This is a genomic window from Deinococcus pimensis DSM 21231, assembly GCF_000519345.1.
Lineage (GTDB): Bacteria > Deinococcota > Deinococci > Deinococcales > Deinococcaceae > Deinococcus_A > Deinococcus_A pimensis.
The window spans coordinates 100717-103168 of record NZ_KI912672.1 but is presented as its reverse complement, the minus strand read 5'-3'; the positions used below and the strand labels follow the sequence as shown (position 1 = coordinate 103168).

General features: G+C 73.7%; 1 protein-coding gene. It reads left to right on the top strand.

The genetic code is table 11. The features are described from left to right. Positions 1–2452 (top strand): DNA polymerase III subunit alpha (dnaE, locus tag DEIPI_RS33760; protein ID WP_084474795.1); only part of this gene is annotated, 2452 nt, incomplete at both ends.

Below are 2452 nucleotides of genomic sequence, written 5' to 3'. Positions count from 1 at the left end.
GGGCCGTCACGGGCGCCAGCGTGCCCGTCACCTTCGGGCCGCCCGCGCGCGGCGCGCCCCCCGAGGCCTTCGGGATCGGCCTGATCGCCGGGGACCGGGCGGGCTACGCGAACCTCAACGAGCTCCTCACGAAGCTCCACCTCGGCGGGCAGGGCGCGCTGAGCGTCACGGACCTCGTGGAGCACGCCGACGGGCTCTTCTGCCTCAGCGGCGACCGCGACGGCTTCGCCACGCGGCTCTTCGCGAACCGCCGCCTGAACGACGTTCAGGCGAACCTGCGCGCCCTGCGCGGCGTGTACCGCGACCGGCTGTTCGTGCAGGTCTACCACGGCCGCGCCCCGGGCGACGCGAGACGCCGCGACTACCTGCGCGCCCTCGCGCGCGATCAGGGTCTGCCGCTCGTCGCGGCGCCCGACGCGCGCCTCCTGGAAAGCGAGGACTTCCCCCTGCTCGACGCCATGGTCTGCGCCCGCCTCGGCATCGACGTGACCACCCCGCACCCCGCGCGTCCCCGCAACGACGGCGCCGTGCTGCTCTCCCCGGAGGCGTACGGGCACCTCATCCCCTTCCCGGACGCGCTCGCCAACGCCTCACGGATCGCGCGGGAGTGCGCGCTCGACCTCATCCCCGAACGGCTCACCCCACCCGGCGGGCACGTGCCCGAACACCTCACGCCGCAGCAGTACCTCGAGAGCGTCGCGTACACCGCCATCTCGCGCGTGTACCCGCCCGAGCGCTGGGAGGCCGCGCGCGAACGGCTCGCGTACGAGCTCTCCGTCGTCGAGAACCTCGGGCTCGCGAGCTTCTTCCTCACCGCCCGTGAGGTCGCCCTGTACTGCGAGCGGCAGGGCATCCTCGCGGCGGGACGCGGCTCGGCCGCCGCGAGCGTCCTGTGCCGTCTGCTGGGCGTGACCCGCATCGATCCGCTCGCGCACGACCTGATGTTCGAACGCTTCCTCTACCAGGGCAAGAAGGCCATGCCGGACGTGGACTTCGACATCTCCAGCGCCCGCCGCCGCGAGGTGATCGAGTGGGTGGAGCGGCGCTGGGGCGCCAGTGCGGAGGCGATGGTGGCGGCGCGCCTCACGTACCGCCTGCCGTCCGCCGTGCAGGACCTCGGGCGCGCCCTCGGTCTGCCCCCGGAAACGCGGGACCGCCTGTCGCGCGCGCTGGGGCGTGACTACCGTCACCTGCGCCCGCACCGCGCGCGTGAGGCGATGCCCGTCTTCGACGAGGTGCTCGGCACGGCCGCCGTGCGTCATCAGCTCGTGGACCTCATGGAACGCATGGAGCCGGGCTTCGTGCGGCAACTCAACCCGCACAGCGGCGGCGTCGTCATCAGCGACGCGCCCCTCACGCACTTCTCGTACCTCGCGCGCTCCTCGGGCGGCATCAAGACGCTCGCGTTCGACAAGGACGACGCGGAGGACCTCGGCCTCATCAAGCTCGACCTGCTGGGCCTACGGATGCTCAGCGCCCTGGAGCGCGCGCGGGAGGACGTGCTGCGCCTCACGGGCGAGTGGCTGGACTTCGCCGCGCTGCCCGACGAGCCCGCCGTGTGGAAGGAGATCCGCGAGGGCGACACCATGGGCCTCTTTCAGATCGAGAGTCCCGGGCAGGTGCGGCTCAGCACGCAGCTCAGGCCGAAGGACATGACGCAGCTCGCGCATCAGGTGGCGCTCTTCCGCCCGGGACCGCTGCAGTCCTCCACGGTACATCCCTACGTGCGGCGCGCGCGCGGGCTGGAGCCGCCGCCCACACTGCCCGCGCCGCTGGACCGGATTCTCGCGCCGACGCACGGCGTGATCCTCTTCCAGGAGCAGGTGCTGCGCATCCTCGCGCTCGTGTGCGGCCTGGACTGGCCCGAGGCGGAGCGGGTGCGCAAGCGGCTCGCGAACAGCGAGGACGGGGCGGAGGAGGCCGAGCTGCGCGAGTTGTTCGTGGAGGCCGCGCGGCGGCACTCCGGCTGGTCCGAGGAGGACGCCCGCGCCTGCTTCGCCGCCTGCGCCGTCTTCAAGGGCTACGGCTTCGCGGAGAGCCACGCGTGGGCGTTCGCGCAGCACACCTACGCGAGCGCGTGGGTGCGCCACCACCACCCGGCGGCGTACTGGGCGGCGGTCCTGACGGAACACCCGGGCATGTGGCCCGCCCACACCCTCGCGAGCGAGGCGCGGCGCTTCGGGGTGCGGCTGCTGCCCGTGGACGTGAACCGTAGCGGCGTGCGGCACCACGCGGAGTCCCGCCACGCGATCCGGCTGCCGCTCACGGGCGTGGACGGCGTCAGCGAGGACGCGGCGCGCGAGGTGGTGATGGAGCGCCACGCTCGCGGGCGCTTCACCGACCTGGACGACTTCCATGCCCGCGTGCGGCTGGACCGCGACGCCCTGGAGAAGCTCGCGCTCGCCGGGGCCCTCGACGCGCTGCACGAGCCCGGCGGGGACGCGCGCGCGGC